Source organism: Acidobacteriota bacterium (assembly GCA_020349885.1).
Taxonomy (GTDB): domain Bacteria; phylum Acidobacteriota.
The window spans coordinates 1,459,032-1,480,415 of record CP070701.1 but is presented as its reverse complement, the minus strand read 5'-3'; the positions used below and the strand labels follow the sequence as shown (position 1 = coordinate 1,480,415).

Annotated in this window: 19 protein-coding genes; 18 read left to right on the top strand and 1 reads right to left on the bottom strand. The window is 64.4% G+C overall.

Annotation, left to right across the window (positions count from 1 at the left end; genetic code table 11):
• The first annotated feature begins 334 nt into the window (after positions 1-334).
• The 18 genes from JSV08_06440 (at position 335) to JSV08_06355 (ending at position 19,670) form a co-directional block, all read left to right on the top strand.
• Positions 335-811: a division/cell wall cluster transcriptional repressor MraZ gene (locus tag JSV08_06440; GenBank protein UCF80154.1), complete on the top strand. Its 477-nt coding sequence runs from the start codon at positions 335-337 to the stop codon at positions 809-811.
• A 4-nt stretch (positions 812-815) separates the two neighbouring features.
• Positions 816-1,754, top strand: coding sequence for a 16S rRNA (cytosine(1402)-N(4))-methyltransferase RsmH (rsmH, locus tag JSV08_06435; GenBank protein ID UCF80153.1), 939 nt, complete (start codon positions 816-818; stop codon positions 1,752-1,754).
• 4 nt (positions 1,755-1,758) lie between these two features.
• Complete coding sequence (locus JSV08_06430) at positions 1,759-2,172, top strand: cell division protein FtsL (protein ID UCF80152.1); 414 nt, start codon at positions 1,759-1,761, stop codon at positions 2,170-2,172.
• Complete coding sequence (locus JSV08_06425; GenBank protein UCF80151.1) at positions 2,169-4,028, top strand: penicillin-binding protein 2; 1,860 nt, start codon at positions 2,169-2,171, stop codon at positions 4,026-4,028. Before JSV08_06430 ends, JSV08_06425 begins: the two co-directional genes overlap by 4 nt.
• The gene (locus JSV08_06420; protein UCF80150.1) at positions 4,018-5,496 is read left to right on the top strand and encodes a UDP-N-acetylmuramoyl-L-alanyl-D-glutamate--2,6-diaminopimelate ligase; all 1,479 of its coding nucleotides are present in this window, start codon (positions 4,018-4,020) and stop codon (positions 5,494-5,496) included. Before JSV08_06425 ends, JSV08_06420 begins: the two co-directional genes overlap by 11 nt.
• On the top strand, positions 5,496-6,926 hold the full coding sequence (locus tag JSV08_06415) for a UDP-N-acetylmuramoyl-tripeptide--D-alanyl-D-alanine ligase (protein ID UCF80149.1): 1,431 nt from the start codon (positions 5,496-5,498) through the stop codon (positions 6,924-6,926). The genes JSV08_06420 and JSV08_06415 overlap by 1 nt, the downstream gene beginning before the upstream one ends.
• Entirely contained in the window at positions 6,926-8,011 is a 1,086-nt protein-coding gene (locus JSV08_06410; GenBank protein UCF80148.1) for a phospho-N-acetylmuramoyl-pentapeptide-transferase, read from the top strand. Before JSV08_06415 ends, JSV08_06410 begins: the two co-directional genes overlap by 1 nt.
• A gap of 4 nt (positions 8,012-8,015) precedes the next feature.
• Positions 8,016-9,416 carry a UDP-N-acetylmuramoyl-L-alanine--D-glutamate ligase gene (gene murD / locus JSV08_06405; protein ID UCF80147.1) on the top strand — a complete coding sequence of 467 codons (1,401 nt, stop codon included), beginning with the start codon at positions 8,016-8,018 and terminating at the stop codon, positions 9,414-9,416.
• Positions 9,413-10,501 carry a putative lipid II flippase FtsW gene (ftsW, locus tag JSV08_06400; protein UCF80146.1) on the top strand — a complete coding sequence of 363 codons (1,089 nt, stop codon included), beginning with the start codon at positions 9,413-9,415 and terminating at the stop codon, positions 10,499-10,501. Before murD ends, ftsW begins: the two co-directional genes overlap by 4 nt.
• 3 nt (positions 10,502-10,504) lie before the next feature.
• Positions 10,505-11,611 carry an undecaprenyldiphospho-muramoylpentapeptide beta-N-acetylglucosaminyltransferase gene (murG, locus tag JSV08_06395; protein UCF80145.1) on the top strand — a complete coding sequence of 369 codons (1,107 nt, stop codon included), beginning with the start codon at positions 10,505-10,507 and terminating at the stop codon, positions 11,609-11,611.
• Complete coding sequence (locus tag JSV08_06390) at positions 11,604-12,998, top strand: UDP-N-acetylmuramate--L-alanine ligase (GenBank protein ID UCF80144.1); 1,395 nt, start codon at positions 11,604-11,606, stop codon at positions 12,996-12,998. Before murG ends, JSV08_06390 begins: the two co-directional genes overlap by 8 nt.
• Positions 12,995-13,903, top strand: a complete 909-nt coding sequence (gene murB, locus JSV08_06385; protein ID UCF80143.1) for a UDP-N-acetylmuramate dehydrogenase — start codon at positions 12,995-12,997, stop codon at positions 13,901-13,903. Before JSV08_06390 ends, murB begins: the two co-directional genes overlap by 4 nt.
• Positions 13,897-14,784 carry an FtsQ-type POTRA domain-containing protein gene (locus JSV08_06380; protein ID UCF80142.1) on the top strand — a complete coding sequence of 296 codons (888 nt, stop codon included), beginning with the start codon at positions 13,897-13,899 and terminating at the stop codon, positions 14,782-14,784. Before murB ends, JSV08_06380 begins: the two co-directional genes overlap by 7 nt.
• Before the next feature lie 12 nt (positions 14,785-14,796).
• Positions 14,797-16,020 (top strand): cell division protein FtsA, encoded by a 1,224-nt coding sequence (gene ftsA / locus JSV08_06375; GenBank protein ID UCF80141.1) that lies wholly within the window; start codon positions 14,797-14,799, stop codon positions 16,018-16,020.
• Between the two features lie 291 nt (positions 16,021-16,311).
• The gene (gene ftsZ, locus JSV08_06370) at positions 16,312-17,502 is read left to right on the top strand and encodes a cell division protein FtsZ (protein UCF80140.1); all 1,191 of its coding nucleotides are present in this window, start codon (positions 16,312-16,314) and stop codon (positions 17,500-17,502) included.
• Between the two features lie 28 nt (positions 17,503-17,530).
• Positions 17,531-17,926, top strand: coding sequence for a hypothetical protein (locus tag JSV08_06365; GenBank protein UCF80139.1), 396 nt, complete (start codon positions 17,531-17,533; stop codon positions 17,924-17,926).
• Positions 17,927-17,961: 35 nt separating this feature from the next.
• The gene (pgeF, locus tag JSV08_06360) at positions 17,962-18,966 is read left to right on the top strand and encodes a peptidoglycan editing factor PgeF (GenBank protein UCF80138.1); all 1,005 of its coding nucleotides are present in this window, start codon (positions 17,962-17,964) and stop codon (positions 18,964-18,966) included.
• Positions 18,967-19,001: 35 nt separating this feature from the next.
• Positions 19,002-19,670 (top strand): DUF1287 domain-containing protein, encoded by a 669-nt coding sequence (locus JSV08_06355; protein UCF80137.1) that lies wholly within the window; start codon positions 19,002-19,004, stop codon positions 19,668-19,670.
• Between the two features lie 28 nt (positions 19,671-19,698).
• On the opposite strand, the gene JSV08_06350 is transcribed toward JSV08_06355, so the two are convergent.
• Entirely contained in the window at positions 19,699-21,372 is a 1,674-nt protein-coding gene (locus JSV08_06350; GenBank protein UCF80136.1) for a tetratricopeptide repeat protein, read from the bottom strand.
• Positions 21,373-21,384: the final 12 nt, after the last annotated feature.

The window sequence follows — 21,384 nt, the reverse complement described above, 5'->3', positions numbered from 1 at the left end:
ACGCGATTGGCAAGCCTCGTTTCGGAGCCTTCCGCAAGAGGTGGCTTTTCCGTCCCGGCGCTCGTCCGCCGCAGTAAGGTGGACGGGTAGGGACGGGGAAAGCGGGAGTTGTCCCGGTAGGTGCATCGGGACGGGCGGCGGCGGAGCGTGCCCTGAGGGCAAGTTTGCTTAAGGCGGGCAACGCTTTTTTAGATGCATGATATTGCCTCCCCCGGTGGCGCACAGCCTATGCGCCCCTCGGAACTCCTCGAAAAACGAGAAAACATGGCGGGCGCTTCAACGGGGCGCGGCGCCTGTTTGTTCTGTCCCGCTCAAGCGGCGGGGGAGAAGGTAAATGTTTCGCGGAAATTTTCAGGCGAAGGTAGACGAGAAAGGGCGGCTTAAAATCCCGACCCGTTTTCGCGACATCCTGCGCAAGCAGTACGGCGACGAGGTCTACGTAACCTGCTTCTCGACGAAGGGTGAGTATCTGCGCGTCTATCCGCTTTCGGTGTGGCAGCGCATCGAGCAAAGCTTATCCCGCATTCCGCTCACCGAGCCCGCGCGCCAGCCGTTCGAGGACGCCGTAAGCTACTACGGCCTCGAGAGCAAGATGGACCCCCAGGGGCGCGTACTCGTTTCGCAGATCCTGCGCCAGACGTCCCAGGTGGAAGGCCAGGAGGTATGCGTCCTCGGCAAGGGTAATTTTCTCGAAGTCTGGAGGCTCGCGGCCTTCAAGCAGCGCCTCAGAAGGACCCCCTCGACGAACAAAACCCTGCACCGCTTAAGCCAGTATCCCGTCTGGGACGACGGGGGCGAACAGAAAACGTAAGCCCATGACCACGACACACGAACCCGTGCTCTTGGAGGAGGCGATGCATTACCTTGCCCCCGGCGAGCGGGACGGCGTCTTCGTGGACTGCACCGTGGGTGGCGGTGGACACGCCGCGGAAATCCTGCGCCGCGCGGGTGCCTCGGCGAAGCTCCTCGGCATCGACGTGGACAAGGCCGCTATCAAGGCCGCCCGAAAGGCCCTCAAGAAGGAGGAGAAAGCGGGGCGCGTGACGTTTCTCCAGCGCAACTTCAAGGAACTGCCCGAGGCCCTGGATGAGCTTAAAATCGAGCGTGTCTCGGGCGTTCTTGCCGATCTGGGTGTTTCGTCGCTCCAGCTTGAGGATCAAAAGCGTGGATTTTCTTTTATGCGGGACGGCCCTCTCGACATGCGGATGAATCAAGCGCTCGGCACGACCGCCGCGGATTTGGTAAACACGCTTCACGAGCGGGCGCTTTCGGATTTAATTTTTGAGTTCAGTGAAGAGCCCTTCGCACGCCGCATAGCGCGGACCTTGGTCGAGGAACGCGCGAAAAAGCCCATCAAGCGTACCTTGGAGCTTCGGCAAATCGTGGAGCGCGCGAAGCCCCCTCAAGGTGGAGCCATCCATCCGGCCACGAAGACTTTCCAGGCGCTCCGCATCGCCGTGAACCGCGAGCTAGACGGCCTCGCCGCCTGGATCGACAAAACGGCCGAGCGCCTGAGCCCCGGGGCCCGAATGGTCATCCTGTCGTTCCACTCCCTCGAAGACCGCCTCGTAAAACACGCTTTCCAGTACCTTGAGCGAACGTGCGTTTGCCCCCCGCGCCAGCCCCAGTGTGAGTGCGGGAAAGTGCGCGCCGCCAAGATCCTTACGAAGCGGCCCGTGGAGCCCCGGGAGGCCGAAATCGCCCGCAACCCTCGCGCCCGGAGCGCCAAGCTTCGCGCCTGCGAGCGAATCTAGCCCCATGCGTCACCGCCGCTACGTCCAGCACCACACGACTAGAAACCGCACCCTTTGGATGCAGCTCAACCGCAAGCGCGGCCGCGAGGTGCTTGTGTTTTTCGTCCTTGCGGTACTCGTGGCCGTGCCGCTCCTTCTTTACATCGGCTTCCGTGTCGAGCGCATGCGGCTCCTCACCGCGATCGACAAGATCCAGCGGGAGACCCTCACGCTCCGGGAGAAAAACCGGATGCTTCGGGTGGAAAAGGCCCGCCTCGAATCCCTGAATCGTGTCGAGGCCACGGCGCATGCGGAGCTCCACATGGTGGACTCGACGGCGCAGAACGTGACGCTCGTGTTTTCCGAAAATGAGCTGCGGCGCGCCGAGCTTGCCGGACACGGCGCACGCGTTCTTCCCGAGGAAAAGACGCAGCCATGAAGGCACGAAAAAACCGTCAGTCAGCCGGGGCCGCAAAAACCCGTGTTTCGCGCGTGCGGCTTGCCATGGTGGCGGTGGGATTTCTTGCCGCAGTGAGCACCATAGGCTGGCGCTTGGTCGAGGTGCAGGTCTTTGCACACGAGGACTACGCCGAGCGCGTCCGGGAGCAGCGCCAAGGCATCTTGAAGATTCCTTCCCGGCGCGGCACCATCTACGACCGCCACGGCGAAGAGCTGGCCCTGAGCGTGGACGCCGTATCGCTCTACGCCATCCCGGCGCACGTGGATGACCCCAAGGGCCGCGCGCGAACGCTCGCGAAAGTACTTGAGCGCCCGGTTCGTGAGATGGAGGCACGCCTGCGCAAGAAGGCATCCTTCGTATGGATCGCACGCAAGATTTCAAAGGAGACATGGAAAACCCTTGAGGCGCGGGGATTCTCGGAAGAAACCGGTTTCGGCGTCCTGAGCGAGTACCGCCGCCGTTACCCGAAAGAGACCCTCGCCTCCCATGTCGTGGGCTACGTGAGCGTGGACGATGTCGGCCTCGGGGGCGTGGAGTACGCCTTCAATGAGCACCTGAGCGGAACGCCCGTCCGCCTCGTCGTGGCCAAGCGCCCGAGCGGTCGCGTGGCGCTCCTGCCTCCCCAGTTTTTTGAAGAGCCGTCCACCGGGGGACACGTCACGCTCACGCTCGACCATGTGGTGCAGCACTACGCGGAGCGGGAGCTCGACCGCATCGTCTCGGAGCACAACCCGCGCAGCGCCTCCATCGTTGTATTAGTCCCTGACACCGGCGCCGTGCTCGCGATGGCCAGCCGCCCCGCTGCGAATCCCAACCGCTCCCACGCCGAGTACCCCGAAGCCGCCTGGCACAACGCGGCGATTGAAAACGCTTACGAGCCCGGGTCGGTTATGAAAATTTTTATCGCGGCTTCGGCGCTCGACGAAAAGCTCGTCGGCTCGCGCGAGTTAATTTTCTGCGAAAACGGCTCCACCCAGGTAGCCGGCTTTCGCATCCGTGACCACAAGCCCTTCGCCACACTCTCCGTCTCGGAGATCATAGCGCATTCGAGCAACGTGGGCGCCATTAAGATCGGCAGACGGTTCAAGCACCGTGAAACCCTGTACCGCCGCCTGAGGGCGTTCGGCTTCGGTGCACCTTCGGGTATAGAGCTTTCGGGCGAGAGCGCGGGCATCCTGCGCAAGCCGCGCCGGTGGTCGGCGCTCTCCCGGGCGGCGCTCTCGATCGGCCAGGAGATGAGCGCCTCCGCGCTCCAACTCGCGCGCGCGACGGCCGTGCTCGCAAACGGAGGCCACCTCGTCATGCCCTACGTCGTCCAGGAAAGCACGAGCCCGGACGGTGAGGTGGAGCACCGCGAGGCGCAGCCGGGACCAGTGGTAAAAATTCTCGGCACCCGCGCGCTCTCCGCCATTCGGCACATGATGGAGGAAGTGGTCGAGTACGGCACGGGCGAGCTGGCGCGCGTCGAGGGCTACACGGTGGCCGGAAAGACCGGCACGGCCCAGAAAGTGGACCCGGCCACGGGACGCTACGCCGAGGGACGCTACGTGGCGTCGTTTGCCGGATTCCTGCCGGTGGAAGAGCCGCGAGCCGTGATCGTCGTGCTCGTGGACGAGCCGTCGCGCGGCTTCTACTACGCAAGCGACGTGGCGGCGCCGGCCTTCAGCCGCCTGGGAAAAGAAATCATGCTCCAGCTGGGGGTGCCGCCTTCGTTCGGAAACCGCGTGCTCACGGCGGCCTACACCAGCGCCGAGAACACCGTGAGCCGCACGGCGGAAATCACGGTGCGCTCAGCGGGACGAACGGCGGGGGCAGCGCCGCTATATGACCAGTGAGGAACCGCGAGGTCGAACGGTGCAGGCGATAGCGAAAGAAATCGAGGGAGCCCGGGCGCACGGCCGGACGCGCGTCAAGGTGCGCTCCGTGGCATGCGATTCACGCCGAGTAAGGGCGGGGGCGCTCTTTTGCGCGATTCGCGGTGAACACCTCGACGGCCACGCGTTTCTCGACGAGGCCCTCAAGCGCGGCGCGAAGGCCGTCCTGAGCGAAGAGGCGCCGCAGCGGGACCTTCCATGGATTACGGCGTCCGATGCGCGGCGCGCCATGGCCCGAGCGGCCTGCCTTGTCTACGAGCATCCTTCCCGCCGCCTCAAGGTGCTGGGAGTCACGGGAACGAACGGAAAGACAACCGTCGTCCATCTCCTGGGCCACATGCTGCGCGCCCTGGGCAGCCCCTGCGGTGTCCTGGGGACGCTCGGATACGACCTCGACGGCGAAGCCCTCCCGGCCGAAAACACGACGCCCCAGGCCCCGGATCTGCAGGAAATGCTTTTCCAGTTGGCCAGCCGGAGCGTACCCTACGCGGCCATGGAGGTCTCGTCCCACGCGCTCAGCTTGGGACGCGTGGAGGGCACGCGCTTCGCGGGCGCCGTATTTACCGGCCTCACCCGCGACCACCTCGACTTCCACGGCTCGATGAAAGCGTATTTCGAGGCGAAGCGCCGGCTGTTCGAGGCGCTTCCGGAGGACGCCTGGGCCGTGCTCAACGCCGACAACGAGCACGCCGAGCCGATGCAAAAAGCCTGCCGCGGACGCACCCTGACCTACGGCCTGGACGCCGGGGCGCAGGTGCGCGCCGAGTCGGTCTCTCTCGCGCTCGACGGGCTGCGCTTCGACGTCGTCTCGCCGCGGGGGCGCAGGCGAATTCACTCGCCGCTCATCGGCATGCCGAACGTCTCGAACCTTCTCGCCGCGTCCGCCGCCGCGGAGATGCTCGAGCTTCCGTTCCGGGACGCCCTCAACGCGCTCGCCCAGGCGCCGCCCGTGCGCGGGCGCTTCGAGCACATACGCGCGCAGCAGGGGTTCGACGTCCTCGTGGACTACGCCCACACAGACGATGCGCTTCGAAACCTTCTGCGCTCGGCGCGCTCGCTTCGGCCCAAGCGGGTGCTCACGGTGTTCGGGTGCGGCGGTGACCGCGACAAGGGTAAACGCATTCCCATGGGGCGCGCCGCCGGCGAGTGGAGCGACCTTGTATTTCTGACTTCCGATAATCCCCGCGGCGAAGGCCCCCAAAAAATTCTCGAGGACGTGGAGCCCGGCGTACGGGAATTCCGCGCTCCCGGAGAATACGTGATGGAGGCGGACCGGCGCCGCGCCATCAAGCTCGCGCTCCGCGCCGCACGGCCGGGCGACCTGGTCGTCGTGGCGGGCAAAGGGCACGAGACGCACCAAATCCTGGCCGACCGCACCGTGGCTTTCGACGACCAACAGGTGGTGGAAGAAATTTTAAAGACTCTTTGATGAGACTCGAAGAGATGATCCAAGCCATGGAAGGAACGCTTCTCCAGGGCTCCGCGAAGGCGGAGGTGCAGGGCGTCTCGATTGATTCGCGCACGATTCGCCGGGGCGAGCTTTTCTTCGCCGTCGAGGGCCCGCGCTTCGACGGCCACGCCTTCTTGGGCGAAGCGGCCTCGAAGGGTGCCGCCGGCGCCGTCGTCTCAGGGAAAACCGCGCCTCCCGTGTCCGCGGAATTTCCGCAATGGCCCCTCGTGGGCGTGGACGACACGACGCGGGCGCTCGGGCGCCTGGGCCGCGCCTTCAAGGACCGTTGGCCCTGCGTCTCGGTCGGCGTCACGGGAAGCGCCGGCAAGACGGGGGCGAAAGAAATTCTGAAGGCGTTTCTCTCCGCCTGGTACGAAGTGTTCGCCTCCGAGGGCAACCTGAACAACCTCTACGGGCTGCCGCTTTCGCTCACCCGCCGAGAGCCACGCCACGACGCGCTCGTCTGCGAGATGGGCATCAGCACGCCCGGGGAGATGGAGCGCCTCGTGGAAATTTACACGCCCGATGTCATGCTTTTCACGTGCATCGCACCCGCGCACTTGGAATCCTTCGATTCCGTTGAGGCCATCTACCGCGAAAAGACCTCCGTCCTCAAGCGCATGGGCGCGAATGGCACGGCTGTGGTAAACGGCGACGATGCCTTTCTGGTCCGTGTCTGCGATGAGCTTGCCGGTGCAAGCGCGTTCCAGGGCCGCGTCATCGCGTACGGGCTTTCGCAGTCCTGCGACGTGCGGGCCTCCGACGTGGAATCCAGGGGATTCGAGGGATCGTCTTTCAAGGTTTCCTTCCCGGACGGACAAGGCGCGTCGCTTCGCCTGATGCTCCCGGGGCGTGCGAACGCCCGGAACGCCCTAGGAGCGGCGGCCGCGGCGTGGAGCCTGGGCGTGAGCGCCGAGGCAATGGCGGAGAAAGCGGTGTCGCTTGCTCCCCTCGAAGGACGGGGGCGGATGCTGCATCTTCCGGGAAACATCCGCGTCGTGGACGATTCCTACAACGCCAACCCTGAATCATTTCGCGCGGCGCTCGAGGCGCTCAAGGAGACGCCCCCGTCCACGGGGCGGGGCCGCAACGTCCTCGCGGCGGGTGACATGCTGGAGCTCGGTCCCGGGGAGCACGCCTTTCACGAGGATGTCGGGGCCTTGGCGGCCTCGTGCGAGGTGGACGCGCTTTTCGCCGTGGGCGAACGGTCGCGCCGCATGGCCGCGGTCGCGCGGAAGGGCGGCGTCCCGAACGTACGGGAATTCACCACTGCGGAAGAGGCGGGCGAAGCGCTCGCCTCGTTTCTGCGCGAGGGCGACCTCGTGCTCGTCAAAGGCTCGCGGGGCATGCGGATGGAAGAAGCTCTCGCGGCGCTGCGCGAGCGCCTCGGTGCGGAGGAGCGTTGCTGATGCTCTACCACCTCCTCTATCCGCTGCACGAAGTCTGGGGACCGTTCAACATCTTCCGCTACATCACGTTCCGCTCGGCGGGAGCCATCCTGACGGCCATGCTGTGCGCGTTCGTTCTGGGACCGTTCGTCATCCGAAAACTGCGCGACCTCCAGATCGGCCAGCACATCCGCGAGGAAGGCCCGAAGGCGCATCACGCCAAAACGGGGACGCCCACCATGGGCGGTCTTTTAATTCTCGCCGCCGTCGCGCTCGCCACGCTCCTTTGGGCCGACCTGAGAAACCCATACGCATGGTTCGCCTTGCTGACGATGCTCGCCTTCGGCGTCATCGGCTTTCTCGACGACTACCGCAAAACGGTGCGGCGGCGCTCTCAGGGCCTTTCGGCGCGCGCGAAATTCTCACTGCAGATTCTTGCGGCGGTCACCGTAGGTGTCGCCTTGGTGATGCTCGCGGCCCACGGAACGTATTCCACGAGCCTCCAGATGCCGTTCTTCAAAGAAGTCGCTCTGAAGCTCGGCTGGTTCTACGTGCCGTTTGCCGTGCTGGTGCTGGCGAGCTCCTCGAACGCCGTGAACCTGACCGACGGCCTCGACGGCCTAGCCGTGGGCTCGATGCTCATCGTCTCGGCCACCTACACGGTGCTCGCCTACGTCGCGGGCCATGCCATCGTCGCCGACTACCTGCACGTCGTTAACATCAAGGGCGCGGGCGAAGTAACGGTGTTCTGCGCGTCCCTGGTGGGAGCGTGCCTGGGGTTTTTGTGGTACAACGCGCATCCGGCCGAAATCTTCATGGGCGACACGGGCGCGCTCGCCCTGGGCGGGGCAGTAGGCGTGGTGGCGCTCATCATCAAGCAGGAATTTCTTCTCATCCTCGTGGGCGGCCTCTTCGTGGTGGAGGCGCTTTCCGTGATTCTCCAGGTGGTGTCGTTCCGCTTCCAGGGAAAACGCCTTTTCAAGATGGCGCCCCTGCACCACCATTTCGAGCTTTCCGGATGGCCGGAGTCGAAGATTGTGATTCGCTTCTGGATTCTTTGCATCATCTTCTCGCTCGCAAGCCTGAGCACGCTCAAGGTGAGGTAGCGCGATGAACGAAATGCAGGGCGAAAAAATTCTGGTGGTGGGCCTCGGGGAAAGCGGCGCGGCGGCCTGCGAACATTTTCTCAAGCGCGGCGCCCGGGTCACGGCCACCGACCTTCGCGCCGAATCCGAAATCGCGTGCGCGCAGGCATTGCGCGAGCGCGGCGCCGCGCTCGAATGCGGCGGGCACCGCGAGGAGACGTTCGTCTCGGCCGACCGAATCGTCCTGAGCCCCGGTGTTCCCCCGACGATTCCCTCCCTCGAGGTAGCCCGCCGAAAGGGTATTTCCGTCACCGGGGAGCTGGAGCTCGGGGCGCGCGAGGCCAAGGCGCCGCTTCTCGCCGTGACCGGCACAAACGGCAAGGGCACCACGGTGTCCCTTCTGCACCACATCCTCGCGCGAAACGGAGTCAAGAGCGTCCTCGCGGGAAACGTCGGGCGCCCGCTCCTGCGCGCCGTCGAGGAGCAGCCGGACGCCGAGGTGTTCGTCGTGGAGGTGTCCAGTTTCCAGCTCGAGACGATCGAGCAATTCCACGCTCGCTCCGCCGTCATCCTGAATGTCACGCCCGACCATCTGGAGCGTTATGCCTCGTTTGAAGCGTATCGGGAGATGAAGGCGCACGTCTTCCTGAATCAGGAGGCAGGCGACCTGGCCCTCCTGAACGCCGACGAGCCGTGGCAGCGCGCCCTGGCAGAAAAGGCTACGGCCAGGGTGTGGTGGTTCGCCATGGGCGACGTTGTCAAAGGCCAGGGCGCCGTCGTCCGGAACGACACCGTTTTCGTGACGACGAATGAGGGCCGGCACGTCGAGGAGCTTATTTCGCTTTCTGAGACTAAGCTTCTGGGGCGGCACAACCTTCAAAACATCATGGCGGCGGCCTTGATGGCGCAGGATCGTGGCGTTCCCCTTCAAAGCATCCGCAAGGAGATCCGCTCCTTTCATGGGCTTCCCCATGTTATGGAGTTCGTGGCCGACGTCGGAGGCGTTGCCTTCTACGACAACTCGAAGGCCACGAACGTCGCGGCGGCCGTCAAGTCGCTCGAGGCCCTCGAAACCCCGCCCGCCGAGGCGGGCGAGCGCCGCGTCGTGCTTCTTTTGGGCGGGCGTGACAAGGGAGGCGACTACGCCCCCCTCCTCGAGGTGATTCCGCGCACCGTAAAGCGTCTGGTCCTGATGGGCGAGAACCGGGAGGCGCTCCGAAAAATTCTAAACGGTACGGGTGCGGAACTGGTCGTCTGCGACTCGCTTGAAGAGGCCGTCGTGCGCGGCGCGGCGGGACTCGAAGCGGGCAACACCGTGCTCCTTGCGCCTGCGGCGGCCAGCTTCGACATGTTTCAAGACTACCGCGAGCGCGGCCGGGTTTTTTCCGAGGCCGTGAAAAAACTCCGCTCGGGGGTTCGCGCATGATTCACCACGGCTCCGATCGCATACTGCTCTTCACGGTGGCGGGGCTGATCGTCTTCGGCCTCCTGATGGTGTTCTCAACGTCGGGCGCGCTCGCGGCGCACGCGTTCGAGTCGCCCACCTATTTTCTCGCAAGGCAGGGTGTGTGGTTTCTGCTCGGCATCGCCGTCATGCTCGCTTCGAGCCTCGTGCCCTACCGCGTACTTTCCTCGCCCCTCGTGGCCTACATGCTCATCCTTGTGTCTGTGGTGCTCCTCGTTGTGGCGCTCCTGAGCCGCGACGTGCACGGGGCCCAGCGCTGGATTTTTTTCCACGGCTTCAGCTTCCAGCCCTCGGAATTTGCCAAGTGGGCCTTCATCGGCTTTCTCGCCTATTCCGTTTCCAGCCGCGGCGAGGATCTTCAATCCCTTCGAGGCTATCTGGTAAGCCTCGCCGTCCTGAGCATGCTGCTCGTTCTCATCGGCCTCCAGCCGGACTTCGGCATGGTGGCGCTTCTTACGCTCGTCGCCGGAGCGATGTTTTTCCTGGGTGGCATGCCGTGGCGATACGTTTTTTCCCTGGGCGCCATGAGTGCGGCTGCCCTTGTGGTGTTCCTCTTTGCGGCCCCCTATCGCATCAAGAGAATCTTGACGTTCCTGGATCCAAACTCCGATCCTCTGGGCGAGGGGTTCCAGATTCGACAGTCCCTCCTGGCCATTGGCTCGGGCGGCATCTTCGGCAAGGGACTGGGAGGAAGCGAGCAAAAACTTTTCTTCCTGCCCGAGCCGCACACTGATTTCATGTATGCCATCATCTGCGAGGAGCTCGGCCTCTGGGGGGGCCTGGCCGTCCTCGGGGCGTTCCTGCTCATCCTGTGGCGCGGGCTGCGCACCGCCTGGAAGGCGCCCGATTCGCTCGGCATGCTTTTGGCGGCCGGGTTCACCGTGTCCGTCGTGGCACAGGCGCTTCTCCACATGGGCGTCACGCTCAATCTTCTTCCCACAAAGGGCCTTCCGCTCCCGTTCCTTTCCTACGGCGGCTCATCGCTCGTGATGAACTGCGCCGGCATAGGAGTGCTTTTAAATGTTTCATCGCATACGGAGTCGTAGCCCATGGAACAAGGGATGCGCGCGCTCGTTATGGCCGCGGGCGGAACGGGCGGCCACGTCTATCCGGCTGTGGCCGTGGCGCGGGCCTGGCTTGCCCGCCATCCGGGCGACCGCATCGTCTTTCTGGGCACGGAGCGCGGACTGGAGCGCACGGCGGTGCCGCGCGAAGGATTCGAGCTTCGCCCGCTCCCCGCACGCGGCGTTGTGGGAAAAAACCCGCTCGCCGCTCTTCGGGGGCTCTGGAGCGCCGCCATGAGCTTCAAGAAATCCCGTACGCTGCTTGGAGAAATCCGGCCGGTGGCCGTGCTGGGCGCGGGCGGGTACGCGTCGTTCGCGCCGACGCTCGCGGCCTGCACGCTCGGCATTCCCACACTGGTGCTCGAGGTGAACCGCACGCTGGGCCTTGCGAACCGCATCCTGAAAAAATTCGCGGACGCGACGACGGTCTCGTTCGAGGAAACCCTTCAGGATGCGGGCCCGCGCGCCCACTGGACGGGAACGCCCGTGCGGGCGCTCGGCGAGCCGGCGCGCGAGCACGAGAAATTCGGCCTCCTCATCGTAGGAGGAAGCCAGGGAGCGGAAAGCCTCAACCGAATGATGCAGCACGCCGCGCCGCTTCTCGCTCCCCACGCGTCGCGGCTTTTCGTCATCCATATGCGCGGCCGCGGCAAAGGCGAGGAGCTCGAATCGGCTTACGAGTCGGCGGGACTCGAAGCGCGCGTCGTGGAATACATCAAGGACATGGCCTGGGCCTACGCGCAGGCCGACTTGGTCGTCGCGCGCGCCGGAGCCACGACGCTCGCGGAGCTCGCGTTCCTTGGCAAGCCGGCCGTTCTGATTCCTTTTCCACATGCCGCGGGACACCACCAGCGAGACAACGCTTTGGCGTTCGAGAGGGCGGGGGCAGCCCATATGCTCGACCCCGACGCGGGAGGCCAAAGCCTCGAGGAAGCGGGGGCAAGCCTCGCCGAAGCGATTGTCTCCATGCTCGAGAACCCGGAGCGGCTCCGACTCATGCAGAGTCGGAGCCGCTCGCTCGGGCAGCCCGGCGCCGCGGAGCGAGTGGTGGAGATTCTCGAAAAACTTGCGGGGGCAAAAGGTCGTGTTTAAACGCACCGAGCACGTTCACTTCGTGGGCGTCGGAGGCGCAGGGATGAGCGGCATCGCCGAGGTGCTCCGGAATTTGGGCTACCGGGTGAGCGGCTGCGACTTGAAGGCCTCGCCGGCGACCGAGCACCTGCAGCAAATCGGTTGCACGGTGAACCTCGGCCACGACGCCCGCCACGTGGAAGACGCCGACGTCGTGGTGCTTTCAAGCGCCGTCCCGGCGGATAATTCCGAAGCACGCGCCGCGCGTCGGGCCAACGTTCCCGTCATACCGCGGGCCGAGATGCTCGCCGAGCTCATGCGCATGAAGTACAGCGTCGCCGTGGCGGGCACCCACGGCAAGACGAACACGACCTCGATGGTCGCCTCGGTGCTTCAGGCGGGCGGCCTGGATCCGACGGTGGTTATCGGCGGGCGCCTCCGAACGCTTGGAAGCCACGCTCGCCTCGGGAAGGGCGATTTCCTCGTGGCCGAGGCCGACGAGAGCGACGGCTCGTTCCTGCTCCTTACGCCCACGCTCGCGGTCGTCACGAACATCGACCGCGAGCACATGGATTACTACGGCTCGATGGACGCGCTACGGCAGGCCTTTCTCGATTTTCTTAACACGGTGCCTTTCTACGGCGCGAGCGTCTTGTGTTTCGACGACGACGTGGTGCGGGCGCTCCGCCCGAAGGCCACGCGCCGCGTCCTCACTTATGGATTCTCGGAAGACGCGGACGCACGCGCGGGAGACGCCAAGTTCGAGGCGTTTCGAAGCTCCTACGCCGCCTCGTGGCGCGGAAAGCCGCTCGGACGGATTGCGCTCCAGATGCCCGGCCGCCACAGCATCCAGAATTCGCTCGCCGCCGTCACCGTGGGACTCGACCTGGGAATCTCTTTCAAGACGATACGCGGGGCGCTCGAGGGCTGCCCGAGCGCCGACCGCCGCTTCGAGCTCAAGGGCGAAGCCCCGTCCGAAAAGGGCGGGATCATGGTGGTGGACGATTACGGCCACCACCCGACGGAGATCCGCGCGACGCTACGCGCCGCGCGCGAAGGCTGGCCCGAGCGGCGCCTCGTCGCCGTGTTCCAGCCCCACCGTTACACGCGCGTGCGGGACCTGCACAAGGAATTCGCGCACGCCTTTGACGATACGGCGGTCGTGGTCGTGATGCCTATCTACCCGGCGGGCGAGGCGCCGATGGAAGGCGTAAGCGCGGAAAAGTTATCCGGCGAAATGAAAGAAGCCGGACACCCGTCGGTCCACTTCACCCCCGGTCGCGACGAAGCCGCCCGCGCGCTCGAAACCCTGACCCGGGAAGGCGACATGGTCATCACGCTTGGGGCGGGTGACGTGTGGCGCGTCGGCGAGGTTTTTTTGAAGCACCTCGAGGGCAAAGCGGCATGAAAAAACCGTTCACGCGCGCGGAGCTCGACCAAGCCATGCAGGGTCTCTCGTATCGCGTGGCCGAGGACGAGCGGCTCGCGCCCTACACAACGCTCCGCATCGGCGGCCCCTGCCCTTACATGATCTTCCCCAAGGACGAAGAGGCGCTCGCGCGTGCGGCGGCGTTCCTCCGGGAGCGCCGCGTCCCATGGCGCGTCCTCGGGGGCGGGACGAACCTGCTCGTGCACGACGAGGGCACCGAGGACGTCGTTCTCAACGTCCGCGAACTCGAAGAGACCCTTTGCACCAAGGACACGCGCCCCGAGGCGAGCGCCGGCTGGCGGATGTCCAAGCTGGCGCACGCGTTCGCCGAGAAGAACTTGACGGGTTTCGAGTTCGCCGTGGGCATTCCAGGCTCGCTCGGAGGTGCCGTGTGCATGAACGCGGGGGCGTTCGGCCGTGAAACGAAGGACGTGGTGGAAGGCGTCTACGCGCTCGGGCGGGAAGGAAACCCGTACTGGCTCGAGCGCGGGGAATGCGAATTCGGCTACCGAACGTCGCGCTTTAGGCAAAGCGGAGAGGTCGTGCTGCGCGCGAGGTTCTCGCTCGAGCGGGGCGAGCGCGAGGCCATCTTCGCCGCCATGCGCGAGCATCAGGAGAGCCGAAACCGCACCCAGCCGGTGGCCTCGCAGTGCGCGGGATGCATTTTCCAAAACCCGCCCGGCGATTCGGCGGGGCGCATCATCGACGCGCTGGGGTTCAAGGGCATGCGCGCGGGCGGCGCGTCTGTTTCGACGCTTCACGCAAACTACATCGTAAGCGACGGGGCCACGGCGCAGGACGTCCTCTCGCTCGTGGACGCCATTAAACGCACCGTGCGCGAGAAGCAGGGCGTCACACTCCAAGAGGAAATTGTCGTATGGTAGCCCGCCACGATTCGTTCACGCGACAGCACCGGCTCGTCTCGGCCACGAAGGAACGCTGGATGCGCAAGGCGTGGCGCATCTTGCGCCGAAGCATGGGAGCGCTGGCGGTGCTTTTCCTCTTCGGCACCGCGGCCGCGGCCGCCTGGCGGGGCCTCACGACGTTGGAGTTCTTTTTCATCGAGCGCGTCGAGTTCGCAAGCGGCGAGCGTACGCCGGCCTCGGACTTCAAGAGCATCGCGTCTCAAGCGCTTGGAAAGAATCTCTTTTTGCTCCCGCTTGAAGAGCTGCGGGCCGAAGCGCTGAAGCATCCTTGGGCGCGCGAGGTTGTCATCTACCGTGCGCTTCCCAACCGGTTGCGCATCGCGATTGAGGAGCCCGTGCCGACGGCTCTCGTGGAGCAGGACGGCACGATGGTCTGGGTGGACGCCGAAGGAAATTTCATCGAGGCTGTCGCGGCGAACGAGCTCGTGCACGGCGTGGACGTCCCCCTTCTCGTGGGATGCGGCTCGGGGGAAACGCAAAAAGGCCGCTTGCGGCGCGGTGCGTCGGCGCTTGATGAGCTACGCCGAAATTTTCCCGCTTTTTACCAGCGCCTTGCTTCGCTTGACGTGTCGCACGGAACATACCTCGTTGTTCATCTTAAAGACTACGGCGGCCCCTTCTGGTTCCACTCCGAGGACGTACTCCGGAACGTGGCGAATCTCGAAGCCGTGTGGGGGGTGCTCTCCAGGCGCCACCCTGCCCCGGCGTACGTGGACCTGAGGTGGCGCAACCAGATTGTCGTCATGCCCACCGCGGCGGACAAGCCCGGTCAGAGACCGGACAAGCCTTGGGAGGCCCAAACCAAGAACGCGGCCTCGCCACGCCTCAAGATAATGTAAAGGGATACCGAAATGGCCAAAAAGGGAAAACACATTACAGGCTTAGACATCGGAACCTCCAAAATCAACGTGCTTATTTCCGAAGCCCGTGACGACGGCGGCCTCGACGTCATCGGCCTGGGCAGCGCGCACTCGGAGGGCGTTCGCAAAGGCGCCATCGTCAACCTGGAGCGCACTACGGAAGGCATCCGCCGCGCAATCGAGGAGGCGGAGCTCATGGCGGGCATTACGGTGGATCGCGTGTACGCCTCCGCAAGCGGCCAGCACATGAAAGGCGTCAACAGCCGCGGTGTCATCGCCGTCTCGAACCGGGCCAAGGGCGTGGGCGAGCAGGACATCCGCCGCGTCATCGAGGGTGCACGCGCCATCCCAATTCCTCCCGACCGTGAAATCATCCACGTCATTCCGCAGGAGTTCGTCGTGGACGACCAGGACGGTATCGGCGACCCGCTCGGCATGACGGGAAGCCGCCTCGAGGCTAGTGTGCACATCGTCACCGGCTCGCGCACGGCGGTGCAGAACATCGAAACGTGCATAAACCGCGCTGGCCACGCGGTGGCGCAACTGGTCGTAAGCCCCCTTGCGGCGAGCGAGGCCGTCCTCACGTACGACGAAAAGGAACTGGGAGTTGGCCTCCTAGAGCTCGGCGGGGGCACGACCGGCGTCGCCATTTTCGAGCGCGGCAGCCCCATCTACACCGCGGTGCTTGCCGTGGGAAGCGACAACATCACGAGCGACGTCTCCATCGGCCTGCGCGCTTCCATCGAGGAGGCCGAAAAGATTAAAAAGCGCTACGGCTGCGCAATGACAAGCCTCGTCAGCGAGGATGAGACGTTCGAGGTCACGGGCCTCGGGCGCACCAAGCCGCGGGTGGCAACGCGGCGGCTCCTTGCCGACATCATCCAGCACCGCGTGGACGAGATTTTCCGTCTTATCCTCGAGGAAACCCACACGGCGGGGTTCGACCGTGCTCTCAACGCGGGCTTCGTCCTGAGCGGCGGCGGCTCGGCCCTCGAAGGCCTGACCGAAATCGGAGAATCCATCCTCGGTGCGCCCGTTCGCCGGGCCGTCCCCACGGGCATCGGCGGGCTCGTGGACGTCGTAAAGAATCCGGAGTACGGCGTGGGCGTGGGGCTTGTGCTCCATGGCCATGCCGAGGAACAAAAGAAGCTGTCCCGGCCGTCTCTTTCCCAGCTCGGGGAGCGGGTCGCGGGATGGCTCAAAACGCTCTTTTAACCGAAAAACCACTTTAGGAGGTCATCACCCATGAAGCACGACAACGACCTGACAGGCAGCGACCTGAGCGGGCTTATCTTATCGACGGACGATGAGGCGCAAGCTGCTCCGAGTCCACCGACCGGCGCAGGCTCTGCGGATTCCGAAGGCGCTTCTCCGGAAGAGCCGTCCGCTCCGCAAGACCCCGACGCGGGCACCAGGGCAGGCGCAAAAGAAACTCTTGCGCCTCCTCGCGCGGAAGCGCAAGCGGCCGCGGCGAAACCCAAATCACCACGCCCTCATAACACATCTTTGGCCATTTCGATGGTGGAAGAGGAATCGGCGCCGCTGGCCAAGCTTCGTGTGGTCGGCGTGGGCGGCGCAGGTTGCAACGCCATCAATCGCATGGTCGCAGCGGGCGTGCATGGCGTCGAGTTTGTCGCCGCGAACACCGATTTACAGAGCCTGCGCAGCGCGCGCGCGAACACCAAAATTCAGCTTGGCAAAAAGTGCACGAAGGGTCTGGGCGCCGGCTCGAATCCCGAACTGGGCCGCAAGGCCGCCGAAGAGGCCTACGACCAGCTCCTCGATCCCCTGCAGGGTTCGGACATGGTCTTTATTACCGCCGGACTTGGCAAAGGTACCGGCACGGGGGCTTCGCCCTACATCGCGGCGCTCGCCGCCGAGCTTGACTGCCTCGTCGTGGCCGTCGTCTGCACGCCCTTCAAGTTCGAAGGCACGTTCAAGATGCAACAGGCCGAAGCGGGCCTCGCCGAGCTTCGCACAAACGTGGACACCGTCATCGTCATACCCAACGAAAGGCTTCCCGGAATCATTCCCCAGGAGATGACCATTCCCGCGGCCTTTGCACGTGCCGACGAGGTGCTCTGCCAAGCCGTCCGAAGCGTCTCGGACCTCATCACCGTCCCCGGCGAGGTGAACCTCGACTTCGCCGATGTCCGCCGAACCCTCAAAGACCGCGGCAAGGCTTTCATCGGAACGGGCGAGGCGGAGGGCGAAGACCGCGCCTCCCAAGCCGTCGAAGCGGCGCTCCACAACCCGCTCCTCGGCGAGCAGAGCATCGAAGGAGCAAGCGCCCTCCTGGTCAACATCACCACGGGAGAGGACGGCACGTTCCAGGAAATGAGCAAGGCCATCGAGACTATTCACGACGCCATCAAAAACGAGCAGACGTTCGTGAACTGGGGATGCGCTCATATTCCCGAGTTTAACGGAAAATTCCGTGCCACGGTGATTGCCGCGGGCTTCTCGGAGGAGGCCGGAGCGGCGCGCCTCGCGGGGCCGCGAATCTACGCCATGGGCGGGCGCCCGCTCGCCGAGCACGAGATTCCCACCCCCAAGAGCGTCAAGGGATCTTCCGAGGCCGCGGCGGCTTCCGCAGTGTCCCCGAAACGCAGTCCGACGTTCGCTCTCGGCAAGAATCCGGCGGCTTCTTCCGCCGCTCTTTCGCATTCGAAAAGCGGTGCTTACCGCAAGCCATGACATGAAATAAAGCAGCGATAACCTCGGCATGCACAAGAAAACGTCGACCCACCCCAGGACCCGGACGAGACGGAAAAAACCGAAAGCCTCGGTGCTCCGGAGTCCGGGCGTTCTGCGCCAGTGGCCGTGGAGCAAGGCGGTGACCTCTCCCGAGGAGCCGGAAGAGAAAAACAACACGGCGGCCGAGTTGCATGCCAACGACAACAGTTTTGAAGGCCACGGTGCTGAAGGAACCATCACCACCCTCCACACAACAACCCTCCTTCAACGCAAAAGCGTAACCCACGCCTTCAGTACCAAAGTGGGAGGTGTGAGCCCTCTCGCTCAGCGTGCGCTGAGTCTGGGCTCCACCTCCCACGACTCTTTGGAAAACATCGAAGGAAACCACTGCCGCTTCGCATTCGAAAAGCGATGTTTACCGTAATCCATGACATGAAATAAAGCAGCGACAACCTCGGCATGCGCAAGAAAACGTCGGCCCGCCCCAAGACTCGGACGAGACGGAAAAAACCGAAAGCCTCGGTGCTCCGGAGTCCGGGCGTTCTGCGCCAGTGGCCGTGGAGCGAGGCGGTAACCTCTCCCGAGGAGCCGGAAGAGAAAGACAACACGGCGGCTGAACCGCATGCCAACGACAGTTTTGAAGGCCACGGTGCTGAAGGAACCATCACCACCCTCCACACAACAACCCTCCTTCAATGCAAAAGCGTAACCCACGCCTTCAGTACCAAAGTGGGAGGTGTGAGCCCTCTCGCTCAGCGTGCGCTGAGTCTGGGCTCCACCTCCCACGACTCTTTGGAAAACGTCGAGGAAAACCGCCGCCGTTTCTTCGACGCGCTCAATCTATCGGCAATTCCAACGGTGCCGCTCCGGCAGATGCACGGCGACACGGTGCACTTCATCGAGCGCCTTCCCGCCGCGACGCTTATGGGCGACGGCGTGTTCACCGACCGCGAAGGCCTCGTCCTGGGCGTGGCGACCTCGGACTGCCTGCCGATTCTACTCGCCCACCGGGATGACCGCTTCGTGAGCGCCGTCCACGCGGGCTGGCGCGGCACGGCGGCGCGCATCGCCGAAAAGGCCGTGAAAGACGCGTGCGCCCACTATGGGACGAAGGCCGGCGACATCTTCGCGGGCCTGGGCCCGTGCATCCATAAATGTTGCTATCCCGTGCGCTCGGACGTGCGCGAGGCGTTCCAGGGCGCGGGGCTCCCCCTCGACGTGTTCGAGGAAAACGGGAATCCAGACGAGGCCCCGCCCCCCGCAAGTGACGCCAAAGCACCCTCGTGGCGCCTCGACCTCGTCGAGGCCAATGTTTTACAGCTCCTCGCGGCGGGGCTTCCACCCCGAAACATCGAGGTCGTTGACCGGTGCACGTCGTGCGACGCGTCGCTTTTCTTTTCCTACCGCCGCGACGGGGAGTACGCGGGGCGCATGATGAGCGTGATTGTGAAGGGGGAGGGCTGAGCGACAACTGCGCGGCGCCCCGTGTGAAAGGTCAAATGAACCTGCGGCTTCCTTTTTGTTTCCTCGGCGTTTCGCTCTCGTGCTTCTCTTTCCTGCCCGCAATCGCCCAAAGCGAACCGTCGCCCGGCGCGCCCTCGTTCGCGGAGCGCCTCGTGGAAGGTGCGCGCCTCTCCCTCGAGCGCGCGCCGCGCTACGACCGGAGCTACGTGCGGCTCGCCTACCCGGGCGGCGACCCGGGCTGGGAGCGCGGCGCATGCACCGACCTCGTCGTCCGCGCCTTCCGGCACGCTGGAGTGGATTTGCAGCGCCTCGTGCACGAGGACATCTCGCGCGCCCCCGAAATCTACGGCATTTCCTCCCCCGACGCGAACATCGACCATCGCCGCACGCGCAATCTGAAAAATCTCTTCGAGCGTCACGCCCTGGCTCTCCCCGAAGAAATTTCTAAGGAGACGCTTCCCGCGTGGCAGCCAGGCGACGTGGTCGTCTGGAATCTCACGCCCGCGGCGAGCCCCGGCACGCCGAACCACACCGGCATCGTCTCCGACCGCCTCAGCGATGACGGCGTTCCCCTGGTGATTCACCACAACTGCAAGCGCCACGGCGGCACCGACTACCCGGCGGAGGAAGACTGCCTCTCGAAGTGGCCCATCCTGGGCCACTACCGCTGGGAAAATCAGCCGCTGGCTTCCAGTAGCCAGTAGCTGGTTGCTGGTACCTGGCCCCTGACGGCTACTCCAGCCGCTCGAGCTCCGCTTGGGATAGGCAATACTGGTCGCTCTGAGTGGACTCCGTCGCGAGGCTCTTTTTGAAATACTCCTTAGCTTTTCCCCGCTCGCCGTCGACAAGGCGGCGCATGGCGAGGTGGTAGTAGGCCTCGCATTCCCGCCGGTATTCCTCCCCCTCCGGGCCTTCCTTTACAGCCTCAAGGACGTCTCTTTCGGACGCCTCGCCCGCGTAGAAGAGCGCAACGGCCGCAGGCCACACCTGGTTCTCGGCCACGCGCGCCAGCTCGCTTCGATACTGGGCGGCTTCATCGGACCGGCCCGCCCTCTCGAGCGCAACGATATGGTATAGCTGAAAATAGAGATCGTCCGGGTCGAGGTCGAGCATTGTCCGGTACACCGAAACGGCCTCCTCGTGCCGGCCGAGAATATCGTATACGTCGCCGAGGCCGTTTTGGGCCTCCACGTAGTTCGGGTCGAGCTTGAGGGTTTTTTGAAATTGCGCGAGCGCCTTCTCGTATTCCCCCCCGAAGAGGTAAAGCCATCCGAAGTTGCTGTGCAAAAAAACATTGTTCGGCGCGATCTCGAACGCCTTGCGATACTCCGCATGCGCTTCCTCGTATTGGCCGTCCTCGAAGTAGAGCCAGGCCAGTTCGTCGCGCAGTTCGACGTCCCGGGGATTGAGCTCGATGGCTTTTTGAAACTCCGCAAACGCCTTTTCGGTCTCGTCCTCCCAATAGTAAACCCATGCCAAGTCGGCATAGAGCATGGCGTCGCTCGGGCTGAGCTTGACGGTTTCCTGAAACTTCGCAAGCGCTTCCTTCGGCTTGTCCTGATGAAACAGCGAAAGCGCCTCCCCGAGGTCGCCGCTCTGCACCTCATGCCCGCCGCGCTCCAGGGCCTCTATCTTGGCCAGCGCGATGGCTTTGAGGTACAGCCGCTCCGCCTCCTCCAACTGCTGCCCGCGGTAATAAATGTTGCCCTGCCACCGCAGGCTCTCCGATGTGGGGGGCGTGATCTTCTCAAGGAAGCCGAGCGCCCGCTCGGGTTCGGCCTGGTAGTACGCGGCCGCCACGAGGAGCACCGCCTTCCGCAGCTCGGCCACCTTGTCCTCCCTCGACGCCCCGTGCAGGAGATAGACCTCCTTGACGGATTTCTCCTTCTGCCGAAACCACTCGATCGGCGTCACCGTGGCAAGGCGGGGCCGAATTTCCACGTAGTCCGGAAACACGCTCACCTCTCCCCAGAGCACGATGTCCGCACGCAGCTTGATACACAGGGCTTCCGCTTCCTCGTCGGTGCCGGGCGCTTCGGAAATACCTTCCGCCAAAATCACGACGTCCTTCCCCGGCAATTCCCGATGAAACGTCTCCGCCACCAAGTCCTGCATGGCTCGTCCCTCCCGCATGGCTTCTTTGTCCGCGCCCCAAAACGGCGCCACCACGATGGTGAATTTTACTCCATCCCGTGCTCCTTCAAGCTGCGCGGACTCGCGCCCCGCGTCCGCGGGACCCAGGCCGCCGCCGTATTTCTTCCACCCCCACCACGCCGCCGCAACGATCAATACGACGACCACCGCCCACAGGATTATTTTCCCCGCCCCTCCCTTCTTCCCGCCGCCTTCAGATGGAGGGGAAGCGGGAGAGGTGGAAGTACCAGAAAACGGCTCTTGAGCTTTCATGGGTATAGCCTT

Excerpts from the sequence above, each read along its gene's own strand:
- JSV08_06440 (UCF80154.1), top strand. The coding sequence starts at position 335 with ATGTTTCGCGGAAATTTTCAGGCGAAGGTAGACGAGAAAGGGCGGCTT.
- rsmH (UCF80153.1), top strand. The coding sequence starts at position 816 with ATGACCACGACACACGAACCCGTGCTCTTGGAGGAGGCGATGCATTAC.
- JSV08_06430 (UCF80152.1), top strand. The coding sequence starts at position 1,759 with ATGCGTCACCGCCGCTACGTCCAGCACCACACGACTAGAAACCGCACC.
- JSV08_06425 (UCF80151.1), top strand. The coding sequence starts at position 2,169 with ATGAAGGCACGAAAAAACCGTCAGTCAGCCGGGGCCGCAAAAACCCGT.
- JSV08_06420 (UCF80150.1), top strand. The coding sequence starts at position 4,018 with ATGACCAGTGAGGAACCGCGAGGTCGAACGGTGCAGGCGATAGCGAAA.
- JSV08_06415 (UCF80149.1), top strand. The coding sequence starts at position 5,496 with ATGAGACTCGAAGAGATGATCCAAGCCATGGAAGGAACGCTTCTCCAG.
- JSV08_06410 (UCF80148.1), top strand. The coding sequence starts at position 6,926 with ATGCTCTACCACCTCCTCTATCCGCTGCACGAAGTCTGGGGACCGTTC.
- murD (UCF80147.1), top strand. The coding sequence starts at position 8,016 with ATGAACGAAATGCAGGGCGAAAAAATTCTGGTGGTGGGCCTCGGGGAA.
- ftsW (UCF80146.1), top strand. The coding sequence starts at position 9,413 with ATGATTCACCACGGCTCCGATCGCATACTGCTCTTCACGGTGGCGGGG.
- murG (UCF80145.1), top strand. The coding sequence starts at position 10,505 with ATGGAACAAGGGATGCGCGCGCTCGTTATGGCCGCGGGCGGAACGGGC.
- murB (UCF80143.1), top strand. The coding sequence starts at position 12,995 with ATGAAAAAACCGTTCACGCGCGCGGAGCTCGACCAAGCCATGCAGGGT.
- JSV08_06380 (UCF80142.1), top strand. The coding sequence starts at position 13,897 with ATGGTAGCCCGCCACGATTCGTTCACGCGACAGCACCGGCTCGTCTCG.
- ftsA (UCF80141.1), top strand. The coding sequence starts at position 14,797 with ATGGCCAAAAAGGGAAAACACATTACAGGCTTAGACATCGGAACCTCC.
- JSV08_06365 (UCF80139.1), top strand. The coding sequence starts at position 17,531 with ATGCACAAGAAAACGTCGACCCACCCCAGGACCCGGACGAGACGGAAA.
- pgeF (UCF80138.1), top strand. The coding sequence starts at position 17,962 with ATGCGCAAGAAAACGTCGGCCCGCCCCAAGACTCGGACGAGACGGAAA.
- JSV08_06355 (UCF80137.1), top strand. The coding sequence starts at position 19,002 with ATGAACCTGCGGCTTCCTTTTTGTTTCCTCGGCGTTTCGCTCTCGTGC.
- JSV08_06350 (UCF80136.1), bottom strand. The coding sequence starts at position 21,372 with ATGAAAGCTCAAGAGCCGTTTTCTGGTACTTCCACCTCTCCCGCTTCC.